The sequence below is a fragment of the Novosphingobium sp. CF614 genome (assembly GCF_900113255.1).
Lineage (GTDB): Bacteria > Pseudomonadota > Alphaproteobacteria > Sphingomonadales > Sphingomonadaceae > Novosphingobium.
This window is the reverse complement of the sequence record NZ_FOOR01000008.1, coordinates 12409-39390: the sequence shown is the minus strand read 5'-3', so window position 1 is coordinate 39390 and position 26982 is coordinate 12409. Positions and strand designations below refer to the sequence as shown.

Annotated in this window: 26 protein-coding genes; 16 read left to right on the top strand and 10 right to left on the bottom strand. The window is 67.0% G+C overall.

The genetic code is table 11. From position 1 onward, the window contains the following. Nucleotides 1-46 precede the first annotated feature (46 nt). Complete coding sequence (locus BM052_RS11000; protein WP_091146646.1) at nt 47-649, top strand: superoxide dismutase; 603 nt, start codon at nt 47-49, stop codon at nt 647-649. 178 nt (nt 650-827) lie between these two features. Here the strand turns inward: BM052_RS11000 and BM052_RS10995 are convergent, their stop codons facing one another. After that, nucleotides 828-1043, bottom strand: coding sequence for a hypothetical protein (locus BM052_RS10995; RefSeq protein ID WP_091146643.1), 216 nt, complete (start codon nt 1041-1043; stop codon nt 828-830). Between the two features lie 119 nt (nt 1044-1162). Here BM052_RS10995 and BM052_RS10990 point away from each other — a divergent pair, with 119 nt between their 5' ends. Further along, nucleotides 1163-3058: a DUF885 domain-containing protein gene (locus tag BM052_RS10990; RefSeq protein ID WP_091146878.1), complete on the top strand. Its 1896-nt coding sequence runs from the start codon at nt 1163-1165 to the stop codon at nt 3056-3058. Between the two features lie 142 nt (nt 3059-3200). Here the strand turns inward: BM052_RS10990 and BM052_RS10985 are convergent, their stop codons facing one another. Together BM052_RS10985 and BM052_RS10980 are read right to left on the bottom strand one after the other, a co-directional pair. Further along, on the bottom strand, nt 3201-3554 hold the full coding sequence (locus tag BM052_RS10985) for a hypothetical protein (RefSeq protein WP_091146642.1): 354 nt from the start codon (nt 3552-3554) through the stop codon (nt 3201-3203). A 467-nt stretch (nt 3555-4021) separates the two neighbouring features. Continuing rightward, a complete protein-coding gene (locus BM052_RS10980; RefSeq protein WP_369821522.1) occupies nt 4022-5629 on the bottom strand; it encodes a phosphoenolpyruvate carboxykinase in 1608 nt (535 codons plus the stop codon). A 246-nt stretch (nt 5630-5875) separates the two neighbouring features. Between BM052_RS10980 and BM052_RS10975 the strand changes: the two genes are divergently transcribed. The 8 genes from BM052_RS10975 to BM052_RS10940 all read left to right on the top strand — a co-directional run bounded on the left by BM052_RS10975 (nt 5876) and on the right by BM052_RS10940 (nt 12248). After that, nucleotides 5876-6631 (top strand): response regulator transcription factor, encoded by a 756-nt coding sequence (locus BM052_RS10975; protein ID WP_304528651.1) that lies wholly within the window; start codon nt 5876-5878, stop codon nt 6629-6631. Beyond that, nucleotides 6624-8237: a sensor histidine kinase gene (locus BM052_RS10970; RefSeq protein ID WP_091146637.1), complete on the top strand. Its 1614-nt coding sequence runs from the start codon at nt 6624-6626 to the stop codon at nt 8235-8237. The genes BM052_RS10975 and BM052_RS10970 overlap by 8 nt, the downstream gene beginning before the upstream one ends. Continuing rightward, entirely contained in the window at nt 8234-8665 is a 432-nt protein-coding gene (locus BM052_RS10965; RefSeq protein ID WP_091146634.1) for an HPr kinase/phosphorylase, read from the top strand. Before BM052_RS10970 ends, BM052_RS10965 begins: the two co-directional genes overlap by 4 nt. 93 nt (nt 8666-8758) lie before the next feature. Then, the gene (gene rapZ / locus BM052_RS10960) at nt 8759-9703 is read left to right on the top strand and encodes an RNase adapter RapZ (protein WP_091146632.1); all 945 of its coding nucleotides are present in this window, start codon (nt 8759-8761) and stop codon (nt 9701-9703) included. Nucleotides 9704-9751: 48 nt separating this feature from the next. After that, nucleotides 9752-10156 carry a PTS sugar transporter subunit IIA gene (locus BM052_RS10955; protein ID WP_091146630.1) on the top strand — a complete coding sequence of 135 codons (405 nt, stop codon included), beginning with the start codon at nt 9752-9754 and terminating at the stop codon, nt 10154-10156. Further along, nucleotides 10153-10431, top strand: a complete 279-nt coding sequence (locus BM052_RS10950; protein ID WP_091146628.1) for an HPr family phosphocarrier protein — start codon at nt 10153-10155, stop codon at nt 10429-10431. The genes BM052_RS10955 and BM052_RS10950 overlap by 4 nt, the downstream gene beginning before the upstream one ends. A gap of 19 nt (nt 10432-10450) precedes the next feature. Further along, nucleotides 10451-11290: a TrmH family RNA methyltransferase gene (locus tag BM052_RS10945; RefSeq protein ID WP_091146626.1), complete on the top strand. Its 840-nt coding sequence runs from the start codon at nt 10451-10453 to the stop codon at nt 11288-11290. A 538-nt stretch (nt 11291-11828) separates the two neighbouring features. Further along, a complete protein-coding gene (locus BM052_RS10940) occupies nt 11829-12248 on the top strand; it encodes an META domain-containing protein (protein ID WP_091146623.1) in 420 nt (139 codons plus the stop codon). A gap of 39 nt (nt 12249-12287) precedes the next feature. Here the strand turns inward: BM052_RS10940 and rmuC are convergent, their stop codons facing one another. Together rmuC and def are read right to left on the bottom strand one after the other, a co-directional pair. After that, complete coding sequence (gene rmuC, locus BM052_RS10935) at nt 12288-13805, bottom strand: DNA recombination protein RmuC (protein WP_091146621.1); 1518 nt, start codon at nt 13803-13805, stop codon at nt 12288-12290. 78 nt (nt 13806-13883) lie between these two features. Further along, a complete protein-coding gene (gene def, locus BM052_RS10930) occupies nt 13884-14453 on the bottom strand; it encodes a peptide deformylase (protein WP_091146619.1) in 570 nt (189 codons plus the stop codon). A gap of 244 nt (nt 14454-14697) precedes the next feature. On the opposite strand from def, the gene BM052_RS10925 reads away from it, so the two are divergent. Beyond that, nucleotides 14698-16245: a glycosyltransferase family 39 protein gene (locus BM052_RS10925; RefSeq protein ID WP_143084813.1), complete on the top strand. Its 1548-nt coding sequence runs from the start codon at nt 14698-14700 to the stop codon at nt 16243-16245. A gap of 30 nt (nt 16246-16275) precedes the next feature. On the opposite strand, the gene BM052_RS10920 is transcribed toward BM052_RS10925, so the two are convergent. From BM052_RS10920 to plsY, 4 genes are all read right to left on the bottom strand, one after another. Further along, nucleotides 16276-16455, bottom strand: a complete 180-nt coding sequence (locus BM052_RS10920) for a hypothetical protein (RefSeq protein ID WP_091146615.1) — start codon at nt 16453-16455, stop codon at nt 16276-16278. After that, nucleotides 16452-19007, bottom strand: coding sequence for a type I DNA topoisomerase (gene topA / locus BM052_RS10915; RefSeq protein ID WP_091146613.1), 2556 nt, complete (start codon nt 19005-19007; stop codon nt 16452-16454). Before topA ends, BM052_RS10920 begins: the two co-directional genes overlap by 4 nt. Nucleotides 19008-19106: 99 nt before the next feature. Next, nucleotides 19107-20237 (bottom strand): DNA-processing protein DprA, encoded by a 1131-nt coding sequence (gene dprA / locus BM052_RS10910; protein ID WP_091146611.1) that lies wholly within the window; start codon nt 20235-20237, stop codon nt 19107-19109. Beyond that, nucleotides 20234-20821 (bottom strand): glycerol-3-phosphate 1-O-acyltransferase PlsY, encoded by a 588-nt coding sequence (gene plsY / locus BM052_RS10905; protein ID WP_091146609.1) that lies wholly within the window; start codon nt 20819-20821, stop codon nt 20234-20236. Before plsY ends, dprA begins: the two co-directional genes overlap by 4 nt. Nucleotides 20822-20931: 110 nt before the next feature. Here plsY and murI point away from each other — a divergent pair, with 110 nt between their 5' ends. The 5 genes from murI (at nt 20932) to BM052_RS10880 (ending at nt 25301) form a co-directional block, all read left to right on the top strand. Next, nucleotides 20932-21774, top strand: a complete 843-nt coding sequence (gene murI, locus BM052_RS10900) for a glutamate racemase (RefSeq protein ID WP_091146874.1) — start codon at nt 20932-20934, stop codon at nt 21772-21774. 20 nt (nt 21775-21794) lie between these two features. Continuing rightward, nucleotides 21795-22574: a hypothetical protein gene (locus BM052_RS10895; RefSeq protein WP_255406082.1), complete on the top strand. Its 780-nt coding sequence runs from the start codon at nt 21795-21797 to the stop codon at nt 22572-22574. Between the two features lie 112 nt (nt 22575-22686). Further along, complete coding sequence (hemA, locus tag BM052_RS10890; protein WP_091146605.1) at nt 22687-23901, top strand: 5-aminolevulinate synthase; 1215 nt, start codon at nt 22687-22689, stop codon at nt 23899-23901. A 154-nt stretch (nt 23902-24055) separates the two neighbouring features. Then, nucleotides 24056-24625: an aminoacyl-tRNA hydrolase gene (pth, locus tag BM052_RS10885; protein ID WP_091146603.1), complete on the top strand. Its 570-nt coding sequence runs from the start codon at nt 24056-24058 to the stop codon at nt 24623-24625. Nucleotides 24626-24929: 304 nt separating this feature from the next. Further along, nucleotides 24930-25301 (top strand): PEP-CTERM sorting domain-containing protein, encoded by a 372-nt coding sequence (locus BM052_RS10880; RefSeq protein WP_091146600.1) that lies wholly within the window; start codon nt 24930-24932, stop codon nt 25299-25301. A gap of 111 nt (nt 25302-25412) precedes the next feature. Here the strand turns inward: BM052_RS10880 and BM052_RS10875 are convergent, their stop codons facing one another. Continuing rightward, nucleotides 25413-26936, bottom strand: coding sequence for a tetratricopeptide repeat protein (locus BM052_RS10875; RefSeq protein ID WP_091146597.1), 1524 nt, complete (start codon nt 26934-26936; stop codon nt 25413-25415). Nucleotides 26937-26982 lie beyond the last annotated feature (46 nt).

Below are 26982 nucleotides of genomic sequence, written 5' to 3'. Positions count from 1 at the left end.
GGCGCTTTCACCAAGCGTTCGATAACCTGAAACAGGAAGACTTGCCATGACCATTGCCCTGATGCCGCTGCCTTACGCGCAGGATGCGCTTGAACCGCATGTCTCCAGCAAGACGCTCGAAATCCATCACGGCGCCCATCACAAGACCTACGTCGACAAGCTGAACGCCGCGATCGAAGGCACCGAGAATGCCGGCAAGTCGGTGGAGGAAATCGCCAGGTCGGCTTCGGGCCCGCTGTTCAACAACGCCGCGCAGACCTGGAACCACGGTTTCTACTGGCACTCGCTGAGCCCGGAAAAGACCGAGCCGAGCGAGAGCCTGGCCGCCGCCATCAAGAGCGATTTCGGCTCGATGGACGCGCTGCTGGAAGCGCTGAGCAACGAGGCGGTCAACCACTTCGCTTCCGGCTGGGCCTGGCTGGTCGTCGACGGCGGCAAGCTCAAGGTCATCTCGACCCACGACGCCGGCACCCCGATCACCACCGACGTCAACCCGCTGGTCACCATCGACGTGTGGGAGCACGCCTACTACATCGACCAGATGAACAAGCGTCCGGCCTATGTGAAGACGGTGCTGGACAACCTCATCAACTGGAAGTTCGCCTCGGACAACTTCGACCGCGGCACGAGCTGGACTTACCCCGCGTGATGCCAGGGGTCCGGCAAGCTTGCCTGCCGAACCCCAAGCAGGGCCCGCACGGCTCTTGAGCCTTCGCGGGGCGGATGCCCCGGCATGAAGCAACCCCGCTTCCGACACGGAGGCGGGGTTTTCATTGGCCCGGCGCGAACCCTCGGTCCAAGCCTCGATCCGGTTTGCAAGTCCCCACCTATCGCGGCGCCCGCTGCTTTTGCGCCTCGCTCGAAAGCGACTTCCCCTCGGGCGTCGGCAGGGTCCAGATCACCAGGTTGATCGCCATGACCGCCGCCAGCACCAGCATCAGCACCGCCTGCCTGCGGTAGGGGCCGCCGCGCCGGAAAAGCGCGATGGAGCCCAGGGCGAGGGCGATCGAGGTCAGCACGAGCAGTGAAAGCACGATGTCCATGCCCGGCTCCTAGAGCATCGCGGGGGAAAGTGGGAACCGGTTTTCCGCGAATACCGGCTTCGGATATCGGCTTCGCGAGCCGGTTTGACTTGATCGGCGCGCCCGGCCATCGTCGGAACATGCAGGACACGCCCCAGGACTCCCATTTCGACCCGCGCCGCCCCCTTTCCCGGCGCCATGCCATCCATGCCCTGGCCGCGGGAGCCGCGGGCTTCGCCCTGTCGCGGTCCCTCGCCGGGTCCTCGGCCTGGGCCGCGCCTGTCCACGCGGCAACGCCGTCCGTCGCTGCCGACGGCGCCGCCGCGCTCGATCGAATCGCCTGGCGCCTTCTGGAACATTCGCCCGAGGGCGCGACCGGCCTTGGCGTCGACACCGGCGAGCACGCCGGGCTGCGCTATCGGCTGGAGGACCGCTCGCGGGCCGGCCGCGACGCGCTTGCCGCGACGCTGCGCGAAGACCTGGCGCGGATCACGGCGCTTGACACTTCCGGCTTCGATCATGCCACCCGCACCAGCTTCGCCGTCGTCAAGAGCGCTTACACGACGGCGCTGGACGGCTTCGCGCAGCCTTATGGCGACGTTGCCGTGGGCGGTTGGCGCAACACGCCTTACGTGGTGATCCAGAACGTGGGCGCCTATCTCGATACGCCCAAGTTCCTCGATGCCGACCACCCGGTGCGCGGCGCCGAAGATGCCGACGCCTATCTCGCGCGCCTGGGCCAGTTGGACGCGCAGCTTGACGGCGAGCTGGAACGGATGCGCGATGCCGCCGGCAAGGGCCTGATCGCGCCGGATTTCCTGCTGGACCGCACGATCGCGCAGATCACCAGCTCGATTGCCGATGCCCAGGGCGAAGGCGGCGGCATGGTGGAATCGCTGGTCAGCCGCACCGCCGCGATCCCCGGCGACTGGGGACGCCAGGCGAAGCAGGTCGTCTCCGGGAAGATCGTGCCCGCGCTCGAACGGCAGCTGGCCGAGCTCACCCGCCAGCGCGGCCTGGCGACCGGTGCGCCCGGCATGCGCGAGCGCCCGCACGGCACCGAGTTCTACGCCTGGGCCCTGCGCGCCAGCACCACCACGCCGGTGCCGGCCGAGGAGATCCACCAGCTCGGCCTGGAACAGCTTGCCGAGCTTCATGGCCGCATGGACCCGATCCTGCGCAGCCTCGGCTACACGCGCGGCACGGTGGGCCAGCGCATGGCGGTGCTGGGCAAGGACCGGCGCTTCATGTTCTCCGCCGACGATCCCGGACGCGCCGAGATCCTGGCCTTCATCCGCAAGCGCATCGACTGGATCCGCGCGCAGATGCCGCGCGCCTTCCGCACGCTGGTGCCCGGCAATGTCGAAGTCCGCCGCCTGCCGCTGTCCGAGGAGCCCGGCGCGCCGACCGCTTATGGCGGCGCCGGATCGAAGGACGGATCGATCCCGGGCAAGATGTGGATCAACCTGCGGACCACCGACCTGCACCGCAAGTACGACATGCCCACGCTGGTCCACCACGAATCGATCCCGGGCCACGTCTGGCAGGGCGAATATGCCAACCGCCTGCCGCTGATCCGCTCGATCCTGGCTTTCAACGCCTATTCCGAAGGCTGGGCGCTCTACGGCGAGCAGCTCGCCGACGAGCTGGGCGCCTACGACCACGATCCGGTGGGGCGGCTGGGATACCTGCAGTCGATCGCCTTTCGCGCCTGCCGCATGGTGGTCGACACCGGCCTTCACGCGCGTGGGTGGAGCCGCGACGACGCGGTGCGCTTCTTCATGGAGAAGAACGGCAACAAGCGCGAGGAAGTGACCAACGAAGTGGACCGCTACTGCTCATGGCCCGGGCAGGCCTGCGGCTACAAGATGGGTCACAACCAGATCAACCGCCAGCGCACGCGCGCCCGGCAGGCCCTGGGCCCGGCCTATGACCTGCGCGATTTCGACCAGGCCGTGGTCGACGGCGGCAACGTGCCGCTGGACGTGCTGGCGGAGAATATCAGCGCTTATATCGAGGGCGCGCGCAAGGCCTGAGGAACGCCCGGTCATCCCTGGGACCGCTGGCAGGCGTTCGGCGCGACCATTCGGCGCGGGGAAGCCCCGCCCTGCGCGAGGCCGGTTGTAAACGGGGCCAGCGGTCCCGGATCAAGTCCGGGACAACGCGATACGGGGCGGATCAGCTCTTCCCGAACAGGCCCTTCGCCATGTCGGTGAGGTCGTCGATCGCGTTGCCGTCACCGTCCTTGTCGAAGAAGGCGGAGATCTTCGCGGGATCGGCGGCGATCTGGTTGGCGAACTCCGTCAGCGAGCCTTCCCCGCCGATCGCCGCGATCACTTGCTGGATCGTGCCCATGTCCAGGCCGGTCTTCTGCGCGGCGAGCTGCGCGGTATCGCCCGGCTGCTGATGCGCCATCCCGAGCGCCGCGATCGCTTTTTCCGCCATCGCCGGATCGATGCCGAGCCGGCTTGCGAGATTGCCCACGTCCGCGTGCCCGCTGACCTGGCTGAGGATGCCGTCGAAAAGTCCCATGACCGGTTCTCCTATGAGGAAGCGGGAACATGCACCGGAATCGTGACAAGGCAAAGGCCCGTCTCCTCATCGTGCCTCCTTCTCGGCGAAGGGAATTCATGCGGAGACGCGGAAACTCGAATGAAGAAGAAGAAGAGGATTCGCGCAAAGGCGCAAAGGCGCAAAGGCTCGAAGAGGTCGTTTGGCGCCGCAGGCGTCTTCCATCATGCCGATGCAGCGCCAATCGCCGCCGGTTGAAGGGAAGGCGGCTTCGCCGTGAACACGACATCTTCGCGCCTTTGCGCCTTTGCGCGAATCCTCTCTTCATTCTTCTCCGCGTCTCCGGGTGAAATGAACGCGCGGCTGCCAGCTCGGGTCGAGGATAGAGCCGGCTCGGTCACAGGCGCGGCGGCATGGAATGGTATCGTCCCACGAAAAAGGCCCCGGAACCGAAGTCCCGGAGCCCGTTTCCGTCGATTGGCGCGGCCTCAGGCCGAGACGGGCGCCGCGGCGCGGACGCCGTCGTCGACGTGATCCTCGAACTGCTCGAAATTCTCGATGAAGGCCTTGACCAGCGTCTGCGCGGTCTTGTCATACTCGGCCGGATCGGCCCAGGCGCCGCGCGGATCGAGCAGCTTGCTGTCGACGCCGGGAACAGCGATCGGAACCTCGAAGCCGAAGTTCGGGTCTTCCTTGAATTCGGCGCTGTTGAGGCTGCCGTCGAGCGCGGCGTTGAGCAGCGCGCGGGTGGCCTTGATCGGCATGCGCTTGATGCCTTCCATCGTCGCCTTGCCGCCCGACCAGCCGGTGTTGACCAGCCAGCACTTCACGCCGCCCTTGGCGATACGCTCCTTGAGCAGGTTGCCGTAGACGGAGGGATGGCGCGGCATGAACGGCGCGCCGAAGCAGGTCGAGAAAGTCGCTTCCGGCTCCGTCACGCCGATCTCCGTGCCCGCGACGCGCGCGGTATAGCCGGACAGGAAGTGGTACATCGCCTGGTCCGGGGTGAGCCGCGCGATCGGCGGCAGCACGCCATAGGCGTCGGCGGTCAGGAAAATGATGTTCTGCGGGACCGGGCCGAGGTTCTCTTCCGAGCAGTTGGGAATGAAGTCGATCGGATAAGAACCGCGGCTGTTCTCGGCCAGAGAGTTGTCGTCCAGGTCGATCTGCCGGGTTTCACCGTCGATCACGACGTTTTCCAGCACCGTGCCGAAGCGCTTGGTGGTGGCGAAGATCTCCGGCTCGGCTTCCGCCGAAAGGCGGATCATCTTGGCGTAGCACCCACCCTCGAAGTTGAAGACGGCGGTGTCCGACCAGCCATGCTCGTCGTCACCGATCAGGGTGCGGCTGGCGTCGGCTGAAAGCGTGGTCTTGCCGGTGCCCGACAGGCCGAAGAACACCGCGGTATCGCCATCGGGGCCGATATTGGCCGAACAGTGCATCGGCATCACGCCCTTGGGCGGCAGCAGGTAGTTGAGGATGCCGAACACCGACTTCTTCATTTCACCGGCATAGGCGGTGCCGCCGATCAGGATCAGCTTCTCGGTGAAATTGACGGCGATGATCGTCTCGGTGCGGCTGCCGTGGCGCGCCGGGTCGGCGCGGAAGCTGGGCAGGTCGATGATGGTGTATTCCGGCGCGAAACCCTCCAGCTCGTCGGCCGTGGGGCGCACCAGCAGGGTGCGGATGAACAGGTTGTGCCACGCGAACTCGTTGATGACGCGCACTTTGACGCGATGTTCCGGCTGCGAACCGCCGAACAGGTCGGCGACATAGAGCTTGTCCTTTTCCGCCACGGCCTTGAGGAAATCCTCCTTCAGCGCGGCGAAGTGCTCCGGCGTCATCGGCACGTTGGTCTTGCCCCACCACACCGTGCCTTCGGTCTCGGCGTCCCGGACGATGAACTTGTCCTTGGCGGAGCGTCCGGTGTGTTTACCGGTGGCCACGACGAAAGGACCGTCCGCCGAAAGCATCCCCTCCCCGTTCCTGACAGCATGCTCGACCAGCGGTGCGGTGCCGAGGTTGGCGAAGATCTGCGCCTTCGTTTCTATGCCCTGGCCTTCGAGGGAATAGCTAAGGGAAGCGGTCAATGTCATCTCCTCCAATAGAGCGCGCCGCCGGGAACCCCCCGGAGGCCGAATGTGCAATTCTTGCAAGAATCGGGTCGCGCATAGTCGACACACCCTTTTCCGTCAAATTACGACCAATTGGAACAGTCCTGCGATCGAACGTGAAAGATTTGATCTCGATTTCCGAGTGATTGTCAGGCCGGGCGGCAAGCGCTAGGCACCAACCTTTCCAGTTGCGAAGAGAATGTGCGCGCGCCCATGGCCGATGCCCCGATGCCCAGCACCTCCCCCGGAGGGGCCGCGATGCCCGTCACGGCGCGGCAGCAATCGATCGCACTGGTCGACGATGATCGCAACATCCTGGCCACCGTCTCCATCGGCCTCCAGGCCGAAGGGTTCGCCACGCGCGTCTATGCCGACGGCGAAACGGCGCTCAAGGCGCTGCTCGAAAACCCGCCGGACCTGGCGATCTTCGACATCAAGATGCCCCGCATGGACGGCCTTCACCTGCTGCAGGCCCTGCGCGAACAGTGCAGCCTGCCGGTCATCTTCCTGACTTCCAGGGACGAGGAACCCGACGAAGCCCTGGGACTGGCGATGGGGGCGGACGACTATATCACCAAGCCGTTCAGCCAGCGCCTGCTGGTCGCGCGCATCCGGGCGATCCTGCGGCGCAGCGAACTGGCCAGGACTCCTCCCGGGGACAACGCGCCCAGCGAACTGCCCGAACCGGTGGTGCGCGGCCGCCTGCGGCTCGATCCGGCGCGTCACCAGGTCACCTGGAACGGCGAGCCGGTTTCGCTGACGGTGACCGAGTTCCTGATCCTGGAAGCCATGGCGCTGCGCCCCGGCGTGGTGAAGAGCCGCAACCAGCTGATGGACGCAGCCTACAGCGAGGACGTCTATGTCGACGATCGCACGATCGACAGCCACATCAAGCGCCTGCGCCGCAAGTTCCGCGCGGTAGACCCCGATTTCGGCGCGATCGATACGCTTTACGGCGCCGGCTATTCCTTCGCCGATGGCTGAAAGCACAAGGCCCGCCGTTCGCGACGACCGCGGCCTGCGCCTGACGACAAGGCTGGGGCTGCCCTGGCGGGTTTCGCTGACGGCGCGCATCCTCGCGGTCAACATCATCGCGCTCGCGCTGATAGCGGGAAGCCTGTTCTATATCGACAGCTACCGCCGCGAACTGCTGGCGGAACGCTACCGCCTCGCCAAGTCGGAGGCCGAGATCACCGCGGACGCGCTGTCCGGCGAGAGCGGACAGCGGCGGCGCGAATTGATCGCCCGCATCGGATCGAAGCAGGACCTGCGGCTGCGGCTGTTCGATCCGCGCGGCCGGCTCGTCGCCGACAGCTTCGAACTGGGGCCGCCCTCCTACACGCTGGTGGATCCCGCGACGGAGCCCTGGTATCAGGACGCCGCCCGGATACTCGATCGCGGCATGGACCTGGTGCTCGGCGCGCCGGAAATTCCCGCCTATCGCGATCCGCCCGACGCCACCGCCAAGGCCTGGCCGGAACTGGCATCGGCGATTGCCGAAAGGCGAACCTGGATCAGCCACCAGGCCGCGCCCGACCGGACTCCCATCATCATCGCCGCCACGCCGGTCGGCAGCGAGGGCGCGGCGCTGCTGGTGACGCGCAATGCCCGCGACATCACCGAGAACGTGCGGATGGCGCGCCAGACCCTGGCGATCGTCATCGGCGGCGCGCTGGGCGTCTCGATCCTGCTCTCGCTGTTCCTGGCGCGCACCATCGTCGAGCCGCTGCGCAAGCTGGTGCGCGCGGCGGTGCGGGTGCGCCTGGGGCGCGATCGCAGCGTGATCGTGCCCCGCCTGCCGGACCGGCGCGACGAGATCGGCCTGCTGGCCCGCGCCATTTCCGACATGAGCGGCGCCTTGCGCCAGCGCATCGACGCGGTGGAAAGCTTCGCCGCCGATGTCGCCCACGAACTCAAGAACCCGCTCACGTCCCTGCGCAGCGCGCTGGAAAGCCTCGATCGCGTCGACGAGCCGGACTTGCGCCGCCAGCTGATCGGCATCGCCAAGGACGACGTGCGCCGGATCGACTTCCTGGTCACCGAGATCGCCGACGCCAGCCGCATCGACGCGCAGCTCAGCCGCACCACGTTCGAGCCGGTCGACATGGCGCGCCTCGTCCACGCGCTTGTCGCCGAGCGCGACCAGCGCGGAGTCAACGGCGGCTGCCCGGTCGTGATCGTGCGCGAAAACCCGGATGGCGGCAAGGACGACGGCGGCGACCTCGTGGTGCCCGGCGACGCGGCCCGCCTGGAACGGGTGCTGCACAACCTGCTCGACAATGCCGTCTCGTTCTCGCCCGGCGGCAGTCCGATCGAGATCACGCTGTCGCGCGCCGACGAGCGCGTGAAGATCGCCGTCTCCGATCATGGACCGGGCATTCCCGAAGCGGCGCGCGAGCGCATATTCGAGCGCTTCCACTCGCTGCGCCCTTCGCGCGAGGAGTTCGGCAAACATTCCGGGCTCGGCCTTGCGATCACGCGCACCATCGTCGAGGCGCACTTCGGCAAGCTGGTCGCGACCGACCGTACCGACCGGGCGCCCGGCGCCCGGCTCATGGTCTCGCTGCCGGCCTGGCAATCCGACCGATGACCGCGACGCCCCCCCTCGTCCGGCAGGCGACCTGCGTGGCGATCGGTTCGCGCGGGGTGCTGATCGAGGGGCCGCCGGGCGCGGGCAAGTCCAGCCTGGCACTGGCCCTGATCGATCGGGGCGCCGAACTGGTGGGGGATGACGGCGTGATCGTGACGCCGCGGGACGGGCATCTGATCGCCCGCCCCCATCCGCGGATCCGCGGCCTGCTGGAAGTGCGCAACCTTGGCCTGCTGCCGTTTCCCTGCCGCGATCAGGTGTCCGCCGCGCTGGTGATCGCGCTCGACGCCGACGCGCCGCGCTATATCGACCAGGCCGAGACCGTGGAAATCGCCGGCATCGCCCTGCCGCTGGTGCGTATCCGGCCGCAGGATCATCCGCCGGCGATCAAGGCGGAACTGGCCTTGCGGCATTACGGCCTGCCTTAGTGACACTGCCTTAGTGACAAGGCGTTCCTGAAACCCCCGGTTTCCATTCCCCCCTCTTTTCTTTCGAAGCGCGCGGGCGCAAACAGGCCGGCGATGCGGGATGAGTCAGGGAACAAGGGCGGATCGCCTGGGAAGCAACGCGTATTGCTGGTCACCGGCATGCTCGGCGCCGGCAAGACGACGGCGCTGCGCGTGCTGGAGGACCTGGGCTGGGAAATCGTCGACAACTTCCCGATCCGCCTGCTCGACGGCCTTATCGAAAGCGCCCCCGAAAGTGGCAGGGAGGCCCGCACCCCGCTGGCGATCGGGTTCGATTCGCGCACGCGCGGCTTCGATCCGGCGCGCATCATCGGCCAGGTCAAGGCGCTGGACGATCGCGACGACATCGAACTCAATACCCTGTTCCTCGACTGTTCGAGCAAGGAACTGGAGCGCCGCTACAACGAGACCAGGCGCCGCCACCCGCTCGCCTCGGATGCGCCGGTCTCGACCGGTATTCGCGCCGAACGCGAACTGCTGGCGCCGCTGCGGCGCTGGGCCAACCTGCTGATCGACACCACCGAATTCACCTCGAACGACCTGCAACGGATGATTCGCGAAAATTTCGCCTCCAGCGCGGGCGAGGACATGACGATCACCGTCTCCAGCTTCGGCTTCTCGCGCGGGATGCCGCCGGTCGCCGATCTGGTCTTCGACATGCGCTTCCTCGACAATCCGCACTGGGATCCCGAACTGCGCCCGCAGACCGGACAGGATCCGGCGGTGGGCGACTATATCCGCAAGGATCCGGCGTTCGAGGAGGCGTTCGCGCGCATTCGCGATCTGCTGCTGCTGCTGCTTCCGCGTTATCGCGCGCAGGGCAAGGCCTATGTCCACATCGCGTTCGGCTGTACCGGAGGCAGGCACCGCTCGGTTTTCACGGCCGAACAGATCGCTGCAGCCTTGCGCGAGTGCGGATTTTCGCCCACATTGTTGCACCGCAACCTGGGCTCGCGAGCAGCCGATCTTCTGGAAGGAGGTCTGCGGCGTGAACGATGAATACAAACCCCGGGTGCTGTCGCAGGAAATTCGGAGCGCTTTCCCAGCATGATCGGCATGATCCTGGTTACCCACGGCAATCTTGCCGAGGAATTCGTCCACGCGATGGAACACGTCGTCGGCGATCAGGCGGACGTCGCCACCGTCTGCATCGGCCCGAACGACGACATGGAGCGCCGCCGCGGCGAAATCGCCGAGGCCATCGCCACGGTGGACAGCGGCGCCGGCGTCATCATCCTGACCGACCTGTTCGGCGGCACCCCGTCCAATCTCGCAATTTCGTTGATGCAGGCGGGCAAGGTGGAAGTCATCGCCGGGATCAACCTGCCCATGCTGATCCGCCTGGCCAAGGCGCGCGAATGCATGCCGGTGCGCGAAGCGGTGGCCGCCGCGCGCGACGCGGGGCGCAATTACATAACGATAGCAAGCGAATACCTGGGACAGGATGCATGATCGATTGCCGCGATTCGATGCAGATCGTGAACAAGCGCGGGCTTCACGCACGCGCCAGCGCCAAGTTCGTCAACCACGTCGCCGAACTGCCGCCGACCGTCTCGGTCACCGTGACCAGGGACGGCACCTCCGCCTCGGGCGGCTCGATCCTGGGCCTGATGATGCTGGGCGCCGCCAAGGGCGATACCATCGAGATCAGCTGCTCGGGCGACGGCGCCGAAGCCGCGCTGGCGATGCTGGCGACCCTGGTCAGGGACGGTTTCGGCGAAGAGTGACGGCGCGGGGCTGAGCAGCGTGCCTTCACGCCGTACCATCACCGGCTTTTCCAATCCGCTGGTCAAGTTCCTGCGCTCGCTGCGGGACAAGAAGCACCGCAAGCGGGAGAAGCGCTTCCTGGCCGAAGGCCTGCGGCTGCTGACCGATGCCCGCGAATGCGGCAAAGTGCCGCAGATGCTGGTGATGGCGAAAGGCCGCGAGCCGCATCCGCTGCTCGATTCGCTCGAACAGGCGGTGGAGCGGGCCGGCGGCGAGATCGTCGAAATGGACGAGGAGATCCTCGCCAAGGTCACCGGCAAGGACAATCCGCAGGCCGTCGCGGGCGTCTTCGCCGAATTCGATACCCGGCTGGCCGCGCTGGACCGCGCCGCCGCGCCGATCTGGCTGGTGGCGCAGGCGCTGCGCGATCCGGGGAATCTCGGCACCATGCTGCGCACCGGCGACGCGGTGGGCGCGGGCGGACTGATCCTGATCGACGATTGCGCCGATCCCTTTTCGGTTGAGGCGGTGCGCGCCAGCATGGGCGCGATCTTCACGCAGAAACTGGCCATGGCGCGCTGGGACGAATTCATCGCCTGGCTGCGCGCCGGAGAAGGCCAGCTGGTCGCCGCCTCGCTGCGCGATTCCACCGACTACCGCCGCGCCCCCTATGCGGCGCCCTGCTTCCTGATGGTGGGCAACGAATCGCAGGGCCTTCCCGCCGCCTACGAGCAGGCCTGCGACTTGCGCGTGACGATCCCGATGCTCGGCCGCGCCGACAGCCTCAACGCGGCCGTCGCCGGGGCGGTTCTCGCCTATGAGGCACTGGCCCATCTCGGCGTGGCGGCAGCAGGGGGATCGGGCGGCTCCGGCACGTGAAAACGGGCGGGATGGTGCACGGCGGCGAACCTGGTTGGGGTTATACCAAGTCTGTCGGAGCAAGACCCGTCGTCTCCCTCCTCGCCCGCGAGGTGGCGAAGCCGCCGAAGCAATCCAGGGCAGTGCAAAAACACTCTGGATTGCCGCACCGCCTGCGGCGGTTCGCAAGGACGAAAGGAAGAGGAACAAGAGTTCCGATCAATGCGATTTGGCATTACCCAAGAGGTTGACGGAGGAGTCGCCAGTTGGCCGCTCGCTACCAAGGGTTGGTCGGCATGCTTTCGCCCCCTCCACCACCCGCTTCGCGGGCGGTCCCCCTCCCCGTTCCGGGGAGGATCTGGAAAGGTCGGTGGCGGCCGGCCAATACTAACATGCGTTGATTGCGACTCTTCTGCGCTCCCCTTCAGGGGAGGTGGGGTCTCTCCGTCAACGCCATGCCTGGCGCCGAAGTATCCAAGTTATACGCCACCTATATCCACCAACACCGACCCTGCCGTTCATCGGATTCTCATACGTTGCGTGGCAATGTCGGGAGGCTATGCGACGACTCTGCCTCCTCCTCTTTGCGCCGGCTCTTCTCGCCGGATGCTCGGATCGAGGCGATCGATCGCATCTTGCCGAAACCAGCTGGCGCTTCGAGCGGATCGATGGCGAGCGCCCGCAATCGTCCGGCGCCGAACTTACCTTCGACAAGCGAAAGATCGGCGTGCAGGTCGGCTGCAACCACCTCGGCGGCCCCTGGCGGATGGATGAGAACCGCCTTTTCGCCGGCCCCCTGGCGCAGACCGAGATGGCTTGCAGCGAATCGGCATGGAACCAGGAAAGAGCGATCGGCGCGCTGCTGGTCGCCACCCCGCGCATGAGCGTCGAAGGCAATCGCATGACCCTGCAATCGAGCGGGCACACCGCCGAACTGGTGCGCGTCGAAGGCGTGGAGGAAAGCCGCAAGGGCGGCTGATGCCAAGCCACGTCGATCGGGTATCAGTCATGAACCGGCCTATTCGGCCGCTTCCGGCAGCGCTTTCGCATCCTCGTCCGCTTCGCCAAGCGCTTCGGTGCCATAGCGGGGGACGGACTCGATACGCGGCACTTCGTCGATCTCGCGCTTGCCGATCTCGATGTGCTTTTCGCGCAGGCGCCGTCCGGAACTGAGCACGTTGCGCTCGAAACTGCCGACGAACTTGTTGTAATTGCTGACCGCCGTCTCCAGTCCGGCGCCGACGCGCTTCATGTGATCGGCGGCGACGGCAAGCCGGTCATAGAGTTCGCCGCCCATCCGGCCGATCTCGCGCGCCTCGCGGGCAAGGCCGTCCTGGCGCCAGACTTGCGCCACGGTTCGCGCGATCGCGACCAGATTGGTGGGCGTTGCCAGCAGCACCCGGTTGCGGAAGGCGAAATCCCACAGCTCCGGATCCTGTTCGAGCGCGGCGGCGACGAAATGCTCGCCCGGCACGAACATCACCACATAGTCCGGCGCATCCTCGAACTGGCTCTGGTAGCTCTTGGCGCCAAGCGTCTGGACGTGGTTCCGCATCGAGGCGACGTGCTGGCGCAGCGCCGCGTCCCGGGTGACCTCGTCCTGCGCCTCGAACGCCTCCTGATAGGCGTTGAGCGAGACCTTGGCATCGATCACCAGCCGCTTCTGGCCGGGAATGTTGACCACGGCATCGGGCCTGAGCCGCCCGTCCTCGGTCTCGATCGAATGTTCGGTCACGAAATCGGTATGTTCGGACAAGCCGCACTGTTCGAGCACGTTCCTGAGCTGCTGTTCGCCCCAGCGGCCGCGCGCCTTGGGGGCATTGCGCAGCGAATTGCCGAGCCGCTGGGCTTCCTCCCGCACTTTCTCCTGCCCTTCCCGCATCGACTGGATCAGCCCGGTGAGCTGGCCGAACGAATCGACTCGCTTGGCCTCCAGCGCGGCCACTTGCTCCTCGTAGCATTTCAGCCGTTCTCCCACCGGCGCGAGCAACGAGCGGATGCGTTCGGCATTGGCCTTCTCGCTCTCCTCGAAACGGGCGCCCGCGCGGCGCAGGAAAGCCTCCTGCGCCCCTTCGAGAACTTTGGCGCCGGCATTCTCGAATTCCTTGCGCAGCATGTCCTGCGCGGCGATCAGCAGGCGCTTCTGCTCCTCGAAATTGGCCGACTTCTCACGCAAGGTGGCCAGTTCGGACGCGAGTTCGCGCTGTTCCCCGCGCATCGCCTCCACCTGCCGCGCATGTTCCGTCCGCAGGCGTTCCAGCACCGCCGCGCCTTCGCTCCGCAGCCGCTCCATGGCCTCGCCATGGTCGGCCCGCGCGCGTTCGAGCGATTCCGCCAGGGCATCCGCACGGCTGGCACGTTCGCGCGAGGCTTCCAGATCGGCGAAGGCGCGCAAGTACTTCGCGTCCAGTTCGCGCGCCTCGCGTTCGCGGGATTCGGCTTGCTCGCGCCACTGGACAGCCGGACGCGAGCCGAAAAACCAGCCGAAAGCGAGACCGATGACGAGCGCGGCAATGGCAGCGGCGGCGATTTCCATCCGGGCAGTCTAACCGGAACGTTTCAAGAACACCAGCCCTGTTGGAAACTTATCCCCACCTCATGCCGAACCCGCGCTTCACGCCGCCTTGCGCAGCTTCTCCAGCTTTTTGAGCGCCATCTGGCGCTTCAGGCGCGAAAGGTGGTCGATGAACAGGATGCCCTCGAGGTGGTCGATCTCGTGCTGGAGGCAGGTGGCCAGCAGGCCCTCCATCTCCTCCTCATGGACATTGCCTTCCAGATCCTGCCAGCGCGCGCGGATAGCGGCCGGGCGCTCGACATCGGCGTAGATCTCGGGAACCGAAAGGCAACCTTCCTGATAGACCGCCACATCCTCCGAAGGATGGACGATCTCCGGGTTGACGAAGATCCGCGGTTCCCGCTTCGTCGGTCGGTGGGTGTGATGGTGGCCGCCATGCGCGGTGCAGACTTCGGGCTCCGCGTCCTCATCCTCGGGCTGCAGATCGATCACCAGCACGCGCAGCGGCACGCCGACCTGGATGGCGGCAAGGCCGATGCCGGGGGCATCGTACATCGTCTCGAACATATCCTCGACCAGCGTCTTGAGATCATCGTCGAAGCTTTCGACGGGCTTGGACACCTGCTTGAGACGCGGGTCGGGAACTTCCAGGATTTCACGAATAGCCATGCACGCCAGATAACCATCGCGCGTCGTCGGTGCAAGCCGGTCACGCCGGGCGGCGAGAGGTTTTCCGCTCGGGACGGGCCGTTGCCCCGACCCGGCGCCAACTGCGGCCAGGGCCATCCGGCGGCGTCAAAATCCGGTAACATCCCCGCCATAATGCCCATTCGCGGCGGCAGTGCCTGATCGGAGGGCCTTATCCGGTGCGCCTTATCCGGGGCATTTCCCCGGACAATCGGGATTTGACGCGATGATTGCAGCCGCGGGGCGTCTGGTCGCCCGGATAACCCGCCCGTCCGCGACGCATCGCGGAGGCCGTGGCCCGGCCCGGTTGCTGCCGGCGTGCAGCCTGGCGGCATGCTACCTGGCCGCCGCGATCCTGGTGCGGCTGGCGATGTACGGCAAGCCGGCGGTACAGGTCGACGAGCAGTTCTACCTGCTGGTCGGGCAGCGCATGGCCCAGGGGGCCCTGCCCTACGTCGATCTCTGGGACCGCAAGCCCTACGGGTTGTTCCTGATCTATCGCGCCGTGTTCCTGGTGCCCCTGGACCCGGTGCTGGTCTACCAGGCGCTGGGGACCGCGTGCTCGGTGCTGACGGCGCTGGTGATCGCCCGGACCGCGCGCCTGGTCGCGCCCGAACGCGGCGCGCGCCTCGCCGGCCTGGCCTACCTGCTGTACCAGCCGACCTTCAACGTCGCGCTCGGCCAGTCGCCGGTGTTCTACAACCTGCCGGTCGCGCTGGCGGCACTCGCGGTCGTCCGCGCCGGCCAGCGCCAGCGCGACCGGCGGCTGGCCCTGCGCGGGTGCGGGGTGATGCTGCTGATCGGGCTGGCGATGCAGATCAAGTACACCGCACTGTTCGAAGGCGCCGGGCTGGGCCTGCTGCTGCTCGCGCGCGGCCGCGCCGACGGCTGGAGCCCGCCGCGCCTCGCGGCGACGGCCGCGCTGTGGGCAGGCCTGGCCCTCGCCCCGACCCTGGCGGTGCTGGCGGGTTACGTGCTGGCGGGCCACGGCGAAGCCTTCGTACAGGCGAACTTCCTCTCGATCTTCGGCCGCCGCACCGACTGGGCCGACGCTTTCGCGCAGCTGGCGAAGGAAACGCTGGCGATGCTGCCTTTCGCGCTGGCGATCCTGCTCGCCCCGCGAAGACTGTCGCTGCGGGGGGGCGAAGTACCGGACGCGCTGATGCCCTTGCGAATCTGGGCGGGGTTCGCGCTGGGCGGCTTCCTGCTGATAGCGCCCTGGTACGATCATTACCTGGGTCCGGTGCTGGTGCCTCTCTGCGTGCTTTGCGCCCCGGTTCTGGGGCACGGCAGGCCGGGAGGGCGCTGGCATGCGAACGTGCTGCTGGGCTTCGGGCTGATCGGCGCGGTGGCCGCGCCGGCCTTCCAGCTCCGCGAACGCGGCACCGCCGCCGAATTCTCCCAAGCCACGGCCTTGGTCCAACGCGAGCTCAAACATCCCAAGCATGCCCCGCATCGCTGCCTCTACGTCTACGAAGGGGATAGCGCGCTCTATCGCACGACCGGAGCCTGCATTCCCACCCGCTTCGCGTTTCCCAGCCATCTCGACGCGATGAACGAGGCCGGCGCGCTCGGCGTCGACCCGGTTGCGGAAGTACGCCGGATCATGGCTTCGCGGCCGGGCGTGGTGGTGATGGCCGAAAGCGGGCGCCCCAACCTGCCGAACCTTCGGACCAGGGCATTCATGCGCCGGACCCTCGCGCGGGGGTACGAGCGCTATGCCGGGATCACCCTGGGCACCCGCAAGTTCGGGCTCTACCGCCCGCGCCGCTGAGGCCCAGGTCTAGGTTCAGCAGGTCTAGGTTCAGCGCGCCTTGGCGATCACCATGCCGTGCTGGCGCGCGGCGTCCCTGGTCGATTCCTCGGTGCGGTTGAGCGCCCTGGCGATTTCCTTCAGGCCCTTGCCCTTGCCCGCCAGCACCTGGAGCTTTTGCAGTTCATCGGGCTTCCAGGGCTGCTTGTGCTTGGCGATCTTCTCGCTCATTCGGCCGCCTCCCTGGTTTTCGCCTTCTTCGCCGGGGCCTTCTTCGCGGGAGCTTTCTTCGCGGCGGCCTTCTTCGGCGCCGCCTTCTTCTTGCCTTTGGCCGGGCCCTTCGCCGCCTTCTCGTCGATCAGGACGATCGCCCGCTCGGCGGTCAGGTCCTCGGGCTTCTGGTCGCGCGGGAGGGTGGCGTTGGTGGTCCCGTCGGTGACGTAGGGACCATAGCGGCCGGCCATGACCTTGATCTCGCCGCCGCTGGTCGGATGCGCGCCGAGCACCTTGATCGGCTCTGCCCGGGTCCGCGCGCCGGCGCCGCCCCGGTTGGCCGCGTCGGCCAGCAGCGAAACCGCCGCGTTCATGCCGGTGTCGAAGACCTCGGCGGTCGAACGCAGCTTGGCATATTTGCCGTCATGCATGAGGTAGGGGCCGTAGCGACCTATGCTCGCGGTAATTTCATTGCCCGTCTCCGGATGCGGGCCGATCACGCGCGGCAGGCTGAGCAGCTTGATCGCCCATTCCAGCGTCAGTTCGTCGATGTCCTTGGGGATCGAGGCGCGCTTGGCCTCCTTGCCTTCGCCAAGCTGGATATAGGGACCGTACTTGCCGGTCCTGCGCATGATCTCCAGGCCGGTCACCGGGTCCTTGCCCAGCCCCTCGTCCTCGCCGCCGTCGCCCGCGCCGCCCGGCTGCGCGAACTTGCGGGTGTACTTGCACTCCGGGTAGTTCGAGCAGGCGACGAAGGCGCCGTAGCGTCCGCCGCGCAGGCTGAGGCGCCCTTCCCCGCACTTGGGGCACAGGCGCGGGTCGGAGCCGTCATCACTGGGCGGGAAGAGGTAGTCGGACAGGAACTCGTCGAGCGACTCGGTCACTTCCGAGGGCTTCTTTTCCATGACCTCGTCGCTCTTGGGCTTGAAGTCGCGCCAGAAGGCCTCGAGCAGCGCCTTCCACTCCTGCCGGCCGCCGGAGACGTCGTCGAGTTCCTCCTCCATGCCGGCGGTGAAATCGTAGGCGACGTAGCGTTCGAAGAAGCGTTCGAGGAACGAGGTGAGCAGGCGCCCGGTCTCTTCCGCGAAGAAACGGTTCTTTTCGGTCCGCACATAGTTGCGGTCCTTCAGCACCTGGATCGTCGCCGCGTAAGTGGAGGGCCGGCCGATGCCCAGCTCCTCCAGCCGCTTGACCAGGCTCGCTTCCGAAAAGCGCGGCGGCGGCTGGGTGAAGTGCTGCTCGGCCATGACCTGCTTCTTGGCCGGCATGTCGCCCGCCTTCATGAACGGCAGCAGGCCGGATTCGTCATCGTCGTCCTTCTGGTCGCGCCCTTCCTCGTAGACCGCGAGGAAGCCGGGGAACTTCACCACCTGGCCGGTGGCGCGCAGTTCGTTGCGGCCGGTGCCGTCGCGCAAGGTCACGGTGGTGCGCTCCAGCGCCGCCGAGGCCATCTGGCTCGCCATCGCGCGCTTGAAGATCAGGTCATAGAGCCGCGCCTCGTCGCCCGAACCGAAACGGTCGCGGTTGAATTCGGTCGGCCGGATCGCCTCGTGGGCTTCCTGCGCGTTCTTGGCCTTGGTTTCGTAGTGACGGGGCTTCTCGGGCAGGTAATGGCCCGAATAGCGCTCCGCAATCGCGGTGCGGCAGGCCGAGATCGCGCTCGGGTCCATCTGCACGCCGTCGGTACGCATGTAGGTGATCGCGCCCGCCTCATAGAGCGCCTGCGCCACGCGCATCGTCTGGCTGGCCGAGAACCCGAGCTTGCGCGCGGCTTCCTGCTGCAAGGTGGAGGTGGTGAACGGCGGCTGCGGATTGCGGCGGTGCGGCTTGGTCTCGACTTGCTCGACCTTGAACGCGCCCGCCTCGACCGCCGCCTTGGCGCGCATCGCCGTGCCTTCGTCCGAAAGGCTCAGACGGTCGAGCTTCTGGCCCTCGAACGTGACCAGCTTGGCGGTGAAGTCGGTGCCGTCGTGCGCCATGAGCGCGGCGACCGACCAGTACTCCTGCGCCTTGAACGCCTCGATCTCACGCTCGCGGTCGACGATCAGGCGCAGCGCCACCGACTGCACCCGCCCCGCCGACTTGGCTCCGGGGAGCTTGCGCCAGAGCACCGGCGAAAGCGTATAGCCGAACAGATAGTCCAGCCCGCGCCGGGCGAGATAGGCGTCGATCAGATCCTGGTCCAGCTCGCGCGGGGCCAGCATCGCCTTGGTCACCGTCTCCTTGGTGATGGCGTTGAAGGTGACGCGCTGGACGTCCTTGGGCAGCACCCGGCGATTCTTGAGCAGCTCGCGGATATGCCACGAGATCGCCTCGCCCTCGCGATCGGGGTCGGTGGCGAGGATCAGGCGATCGGCGCCCTTGGCGGCATCGGCGATGGCGCGCACCTGCTTCTGCTTGTCGCCGTAAAGCTCCCAGTCCATCGCGAAATCTTCGTCGGGCCGTACCGAGCCGTCCTTGCTGGGCAAGTCGCGGACGTGGCCATAGCTGGCGAGGACCTTGTAGTCCTTGCCCAGGTACTTCTCGATGGTCTTGGCCTTGGCGGGCGATTCTACGATGACAAGCTGCATGGGTATTCCCGGAATCCTCTCACGCGTGTACGCGCATACATACACGTGTAGGGTGGTTGCCGATCCGGGCTGGCGTCAAGAGGGTTCCGATCCGCTGCATCAGCCCGAAAGACTTACCCTTCCCCCGGCATGGCGAACCAACCTGCCCGCGATCTCCAGTTCCAGCAAGGCCAGTTGCACCGCCGCCGCGCCCGCTCCCGATTGACGGATCAATTCGTCCACCGCGATCGGTGCGGTGGTGAGCAGCGCGGCGATCTCCACGCGATCAGCGGCGAGCGGCTTGGCGGCGAGCGGCTCGGCGGCGATCCATGCCGGGGCGGCATCGCGGAAAGTGGAGCGCGCCTTGCCGTCGAAGCCGGAAAGCAGCTCGATCACGTCCTGCGCCGACTGCACCAGGATCGCCCCGTCGCGGATCAGCTGGTTGCAGCCGTGCGAGCGGGCATCGAGCGGCGAGCCCGGCACCGCCATGACTTCCCGCCCCATCTCGCCGGCCAGCCGCGCGGTGATGAGCGAGCCGGACTTGGGCGCCGCTTCCACCACCAGCGTGCCCGCCGCAAGGCCGGCGATGATCCGGTTGCGAGCGGGGAAGTGCCGTGCCAGCGGCTCGGTGCCAGGCGGTTGCTCGGCAAGGAGCAGGGCTTCGGCCGCGATCCGGCCGTGCAGGCTCGCGTGCTCGGGCGGATAGACGATGTCGATGCCGCTGGCGATCACGCCGATCGTCGAGCCGCTCTCGGGCCCGGCCCCGGCCCGCAGAGCACCCTCGTGCGCGGCGCCGTCGATCCCGCGCGCCAGGCCGGAAACCACGGTCAGCCCGGCCTCGGCAAGGCCGTGCGCCAGGTCCCGCGCCAGCTTGACCGCTCCGGCAGAGGCATTGCGCGCGCCGACCATCGCCACGCAGGGGCGCCTGGCCAGCGCCGGATCGCCGCGCAAGGTCAGGATCGGCGGCGCGCCCTCGGTAGCGGCCAGCAACGGCGGATAGCCGGGCGAATCGTGGAACAGATAGCGTGCGCCGGCCTTGCGCACGGCGGCGATCTCATCGTGGACGCGGCGTTCGGCAGCGGCCGCGTAAGGCTTGCCCGCGCGCCCGGCAAGATCGGGCAATGCTTCCAGCGCGGTGCGCGCGTCGCCGAAGCGGGCGAGCAATTGGGCATATGTGACCGGGCCGATGTTGGGCGAGCGCAGCAGGCGGATGCGGGCGAAAGCCTCTTCCCGCGAAAGGGCCCCGCTCATGCCTTCCCGCTGTTCCCGATCCTGGGTTCGGTGCCGGCGCGCAGGCGGGCGATGTTCTCGCGGTGCTGGAACAGCACCACGGCGGCGATCACCGCCAGCACCGGGGCGGCCCGATGCTCGCCCAGCGCCAGCGCCGCCAGCGGCGCGACCACCGCGGCGGTCATCCCGGCGACCGAGGATATCCGCACTGTCAGCAGCAGGCCGATCCACGTCGCGGCATAGGCCAGCCCGACCGGCCAGGCGAGGCCGAGCGCGACCCCGGCGGCGGTCGCCACTCCCTTGCCGCCCCGGAAACCCAGCCAGACGGGAAAGCAGTGGCCGATGAAAGCGCCGAGCGCGGCGAGGCCGGTCCATTCCGGCCACAGCCGGGCGGCGATCAGAACCGCAACCAGCCCCTTCACAAGGTCAAGCAGTAGCGTCGCGGCGGCCAGGCCCTTGCGCCCGGTGCGCAGCACGTTGGTGGCGCCGATGTTGCCCGAACCGATGCTGCGCAAGTCCCCCGCCCCGCCCAGACGCGTGACGATCAGCCCGAACGGCACCGAACCAAGCGCATAGCCGAGCGCCGAAGCGAGAATCCAATCCATGGCGCAGTGCCTTAGCGACTTGTCACGCCCAGCAGAAGCCGGGTTGCAGCATTCGACGTTCCCTTTGCGCGCGCCGGCGATTAACAGGATGCAAGGTTCAAGGAATGAAGATGGCTTCCGACAGTCTCAGCGCCCCGCACGCCAAGCCGACCGCTTGGGCCCGCCCTGCCGCGCCGATCCTCCTGTTCGATTCGGGCGTGGGTGGGCTGACGGTGCTGGATGAAGTGCGAAAGCTCCTGCCCCAGGCGCCGGTCATCTACGCCGCCGATACCGCCGGCCTGCCTTATGGTTCCAAGACCGAGGCGCAGATCGCCGCGCGCGTTTCCGGGCTGCTTGGCCGCATGACCGAGCGTTTCCATCCGCGCCTGGTGTGCATCGCCTGCAACACCGCCTCCACCATCGCGCTGGGCATGGTGCGCGAAGTGCTGGAGGTGCCGATCGTCGGCACCGTACCCGCGATCAAGCCGGCGGCGGCAATGACGCGAACCGGCGTGATCGGCCTGCTCGGCACCCAGGCGACGATCCGCCAGGCCTATGTCGACCGGCTGGAGCATGAATTCGCCGCCGACAAGCTGCTGCTGCGCCATGGCGCCCCCGGCCTGGTGGACGCGGCCGAAGCGAAGCTGCGCGGCGAGCCGGTGGATGGCTCCGCGATCACCGGAGCGGCCGAGGCGCTGCGCGCGATGCCGGGCGGCGAGCGGATCGATACCGTGGTGCTTGCCTGCACCCATTTCCCGCTGCTGGAGGAGGAACTGGGCCGCGCCTTCGGCCCGGGCGTGCGCTTCGTGCATGGCGCGCAAGGGATCGCGCGGCAGATCGAGCGTCTTACAACGGGACAGGAATGGTCTCGCCAAGTGCCCGACCGCGCGCTATTCACCGGGGCGGGGAATATTCCGGATGCGTATCGCGCAATGCTGACGCATTTCGGATTGCGGGGGGTCGAAAGGTTTTGACGCGACGACTCAATTGGTGGTTGGCCGCATGCATCGTCATCATTGGAATTCCCTACTACTGGTTCCTGCTTGATCCGGGACCAGACGGTACGCATCCCAAGCCGGTGACGATGGCGCAGCTGCGCATGTTGGCCGACACCGCCGAAGGGCCGCGTCCCAGCCAGGTTCGCGTCGAACGGATCGGGCACCGCGACATCACCCGCAACGCGCTCGTCGCCGGCTGGGGCCTGCGCCCGGTGCGCACGGCCATACGCAGCTACGAACTGGTCGTCCCCGGAGGCAAGCCGATCGTGATCGACGCCGGGACGACCCGCGCGGCGGCCCGCGAATTCGACGTGAAGGACTTCGATCAATCCGCGCAGGACCGTGTGAACGGCGCCCTGTCGAAAGCCGGCCGCGTCGTGCTTCTCGCGGAGGGACCGCTGCGCGACGGGGGCCGGAAGGTGAAATGGGCGGCGGCAACCGCATCGATAGCCGTCGCCCCCTATCCGCTTGCTCCGGGGGTCGTTGTCGTCCCCACGCCCGGCCTCGGCCCGCGGGCGAAGATGGTCTACGTCCGGCTCCGGGGCGGGCACGAGTTCCTTTTCACGGGCCCGGCGGCGAACGTCGGCGAAAGCCTGCGCAGCCTGCGCCCGCCTTCAAGGCTGGCCGCGCGCAACGAGGTTCCGGGCTACCGCACCGAATCGAAAGCCTGGTTGACGACGATCAATGTCCTCCAACGGACGGCTCCCCATATGACCATCGTCACCGCTTACGATTTCGCTGATGTGAAGCACGCGGCCAAGAGGTTTTCCGATTAGTCTCAAAGGGACAACCGACTGGTCATGGGCGATGCGATCATGTAATGGGCGCCGGAAATGCCGTCCGGCCCGCCCAGGGTGAAACGGCTGGGAAACGCAGGACTGAGGCTTCGTGAACTACGAACACATTTTCGACCAGGCGATCGAACGCCTTCATTCCGAGGGGCGCTACCGGGTCTTCATCGACATCCTGCGCAACAAGGGCGCCTATCCGAACGCGCGCTGCTTCGCCGGCCACAACGGGCCCAAGCCGATCACCGTATGGTGTTCGAACGACTACCTCGCCATGGGCCAGCACCCCAAGGTGATAGAGGCGATGGAAGAAGCGCTGCATGACGTGGGCGCCGGTTCGGGCGGCACCCGCAACATCGGCGGCAACACGCACTACCATATCGAGCTGGAGCGCGAACTGGCCGATCTGCACGGCAAGGAAGGCGCGCTGCTGTTCACCTCGGGCTACGTCTCGAACGATGCGACGCTTTCGACGCTGGCCAAGCTGCTGCCGGGCTGCGTGATCTTCTCCGACGAACTCAACCACGCCAGCATGATCGCCGGCATCCGCAATTCGGGCTGCGAGAAGAAAGTCTTCCGCCACAACGACCTTGAGCATCTTGAGCAGCTCCTGGCCGAAACCGATCCCGAATTGCCCAAGCTGATCGCGTTCGAATCGGTCTATTCGATGGACGGCGACGTTGCCCCGGTCCACGCGATCTGCGACCTGGCCGACGAATACAACGCGCTCACCTACATCGACGAAGTCCACGCGGTAGGCATGTACGGTCCGCGCGGCGGCGGCATCACCGACCGTGACGAGGCGGCCCACCGCATCCACATCATCGAAGGCACGCTGGGCAAGGCCTTCGGCGTCATGGGCGGCTACATCGCGGCCGACCAGAAGGTGATAGACTGCATCCGCAGCTATGCGCCGGGCTTCATCTTCACCACCTCGCTCTCGCCGGTGCTGGTGGCGGGCGTGCTCGCCTCGGTCAAGCACCTCAAGAGTTCGAGCGTGGAGCGCGAAGGCCAGCAGCGTTCGGCAAGCCTGCTCAAGCAGATGTTCCGCGACGCCGGCCTGCCCGTGATGGATTCGACCACGCATATCGTCCCGCTGATGGTCGGCGATCCGGTGCGCGCCAAGAAGATCAGCGACATCCTGCTCGCCGAATACGGCGCCTATGTGCAGCCGATCAATTTCCCGACCGTGCCGCGCGGCACCGAACGCCTGCGTTTCACCCCTGGCCCGGCCCACACCGAGGAAATGATGCGCAATCTCACCGCCGCGCTGGTCGAGATCTGGGAACGCATGGAGATGAAGCTGGCGGCCTGAGCCGTCCGTTCCGTGAAATCGAGGCACCACGGCTTGATCGCCGTGGCTTGCCCCGCCGGCGATCCGGCAAGCCGATGTTGACAGTCTCTCCCGGCGACCGCCACTGCACCGCGAAGCCATGTGCGATTGCCCCGCGGAAGGAGAGGGAGATTCGATGCAGATCTGGGTCGGCCTTGGAAATCCCGGACCGCAATATGCGATGCACCGGCACAATGTCGGCTTCATGGCGGCGGATGCCATTGCCGAGGTGTACGGCTTCGGCCCGGTGCAGAAGAAGTTCCAGGGCTGGTTGCAGGAAGGCCGCATCGGCAGCAGCAAGATCCTGCTGCTCAAGCCGGCCACTTTCATGAACGAGAGCGGGCGCTCGGTGGGCGAGGCGATGCGCTTCTACAAGCTGGAGCTGTCGGCGCTCACCGTCTTTCATGACGAGTTGGACCTGCCCCCGTTCAAGGTCAAGGTGAAGCAGGGCGGCGGCCATGCGGGGCACAATGGCCTGCGGTCGATCGATCAGCATCTGGGCGCCGATTTTCGCCGCGTGCGCCTGGGCATCGGCCACCCCGGACACAAGGACCGGGTCACGGCCCATGTCCTCGGCAACTTCGCCAAGGCCGAGATGGATCCGTTGGCCGACATGCTGGGCGCCGTCGCCGCCGAGGCGGACCGCCTGGCGGCCGGCGACGACGCGCGCTTCATGAACGACGTGGCGCTACGCCAGCAGGACTGATGCCGGGCCGCGATGAATGGAACGCGTCGAGCGCCCTTCCGGGGAGGGGAGAGGAGACTCGATCAATACATGCCGAAATCGGCGCAAGGAGCCCCAAATCTGCTCCACGCCCGCTCACCCTGAACGTGTGGTTCGTATTTTCGATTCGATGCTCCGGCCACCTTTCCGCCGGAATCGTGTCGAGTTAGCTTACAGATTACGCACCCGCTTAAACACGTTAACTATCATAACCCCCAAGAAACTGGGATTGGCACGCAGTTTGCGAAGCATGGTGTCAACCAATTCGGGAAAAGGGGTATTCAATATGATCCGCAAGACGCTTCTTGCTCTTTCCTTCGCTGCCGGTTCCACTCTGGCGCTGAGCACGCCCGCCCTCGCCTGGGGCGGCCACACGCACTACTGCGATTGCGGCCACTCGGCCGGCTCGGCGTCGTGCGGCACCACCACCACCTCGGGCGGCACCACCACGACTTCTGGCGGAACCACTACGACTTCCGGTGGCACCACTACGACCTCGGGTGGCACCACCACCACTTCGGGTGGCACCACCACGACCTCGGGCGGAACCACCACCACTTCGGGCGGCACCGACGTTCCCGAGCCCGGCATGCTCGGCATGATGGGCCTGGGCCTGCTCGGCCTGGGCTATGCCCGCCGCCGCAAGACCCGCGCCTGATCCAGGCTTCCCGGCCGTTCCATCGCGCCCATCGCGGGAACGGCCATCGGGGAGTCCCCAGGCCGATCGCTCCCGAGCGGACCTGGAATCAGCCCAAAGCCGTCGCCGGTTTCAGCCGGCGGCGGCTTTCGCTTTCTTGAGATCGCGCGCGATCACGGGATTACGTGGGTCCGCCGTGGCGGCGGCCTCCAGCAGGCGTAGCGCGGCGGCAAGATCCTGCCCGCCATTGAGACGCACCAGCCCGGCGAGATAGAGATAGTCCGGATTGTCCGGCAAAGCGGCAAGCGCCTGGTCGGCGTACCCGATCGCTTCCGGTGCACGGCCCAACCCGCTTGCCGCCAGCGCCATTCTCTTGAGCACTTCCGGATCGTGGCCTTGCTGAAGCAGCCGGCCGTAGACCGCGAGCGCTCGCGGCCAGTCCCGACGCGTCAGCGCCGCCTCGCCCTGCCCGATCAGAGCCATGTTCGCCTTGAGCCGTGCCGGCTCCAGCCGCGCGCGCAAGCTGCCCGCCTCCGGCGCGCCGACCGCGCGGGCGGCCTTTTCGGCACTTTGCAGGATTTCGGGGCGCGCGAGCGTGCTGGCCGCCAGCGGTCCAAGCGTGGCCCAGGCGCCATCGGCATCGCCGCTGGCGAGTTGCGCCTCTCCCAGCATCATGCGCGAATAGGGATTGCCGGGAAGCGTCAGCACCGCCCGGTTGAACAGCACGCGCGCCTGTTCGGCATAGCCAAGCCGCAGCAGCGCCTCCGCATAAGTCATCTGCAGGCCCGAGCCCGGCTCAAGGTCCGATTCGCGTCCTTGCAGCCCAAGCCGGATCTTTTCCCATTCACCCTTCTCGGACATCAACTGGTACTTGAGCGCTTCCACCGCCGGATCGTCCGGCGCGATCTTTCCGGCCTGCTCGACCAGCCTGGCCGCATCTTCGAGCTTGCCCTTGGCGTCGTACTGGTTGGCCAGCGCCAGCATCGGCGCCACGCGGTCCGGGTAGGCATCGATGGCCTGGCGGTATGCGTCGATCGCGCGGTCTGTCCTTCCCAGCGCGGCAGCCAGATCGCCCCCCAGGACCAGTGTTTCGTAGGATTTCGGGGCGATCCTGCGCATGCGTTCATGGATCGCGGCGGCACCGGGCAGGTCGTTCGAAACCAGCTTGTAGCGGGCATAGGCCTCGGCAAGGCGGATGTCGTCACCCGCAGCCATTCCCCTCTCGAAGGACTGGGCCGCCTTGTCGTCATCGCCCATGGCAAGCTGCGCCTGGGCGCGGATGCGCCAGCCCTCGATGCTCGCGTCGTTGCCCAGCAGCGCCAGCGCGTCTTCGGGCTTCTTGCGGAGGAGCGCGATCTCGGCCTTCATGCGCGGCAAGCCGGCGCTCTTGACCCCCGTCTGCGCAAGCCGCGCCAACGCGCCCTCGGCCCCATCGGGATCGCCAAGGCGCAGCTGGGTCCGCGCCATCAGCGCCAGCATCTCCGGATTGTCGGGCTGCTTCAGCAGCGCCGAGGCAAGCTGCATTCGCGCCGCCTGATAGTCCTGCGCGGCGAAACTGCCGCGCGCCTTGTTCAGAAGGGTCTCGGGACTATCGCCGCAACCGGGCAGCGCGCCCAGCACGGCGAGCGGAATAGCCAGTCGGATGATCCTGTTCATGACCGGCAACCTAGGGGCAATGCCTGAAATTTCCGTCAACCCGATG